Below are 389 nucleotides of genomic sequence, written 5' to 3'. Positions count from 1 at the left end.
ATCCAATACCAATACCTATTAGTTTACCATTGTCATCTTTAATTAAATTTTTATAAATAGCTTTCAGTTCTTCTAGTGAAATTCCTCTATATGTAATGAAGTCTTCAGGTATTTTATAATTACTAATTGATGAGTTTAGGTTTCTTATATCTTCAAATACTGAACAATATGCACTTGGATTTTGATGTACAGGTGTAGATTGTCCATTAAACTCACCTTTTAAGAAACCATTAATGAATTCTGCTTTAGGTGTCGTATAATCAGAAATAGATTTTTGTATATTTTTTGGTAATTGATCTATATAATTTGTACCATCATTAACCACTTTTACGCTTGTCTTGTTATCTGGTTCTTTTATCTGAGAATAGTCAATATTCTTTTTAACATAC

General features: G+C 27.2%; 1 protein-coding gene. It reads right to left on the bottom strand.

What is annotated here, in order from left to right; genetic code table 11:
• On the bottom strand, positions 1 to 389 hold a 389-nt coding region (locus ACF91D_RS32290), incomplete at both ends, for an ADP-ribosyltransferase (protein ID WP_392438788.1).

The organism is Staphylococcus sp. 231237_7MaSpsaltlick (genome assembly GCF_043107035.1).
This window is presented reverse-complemented; position numbering and strand designations above follow the sequence as displayed.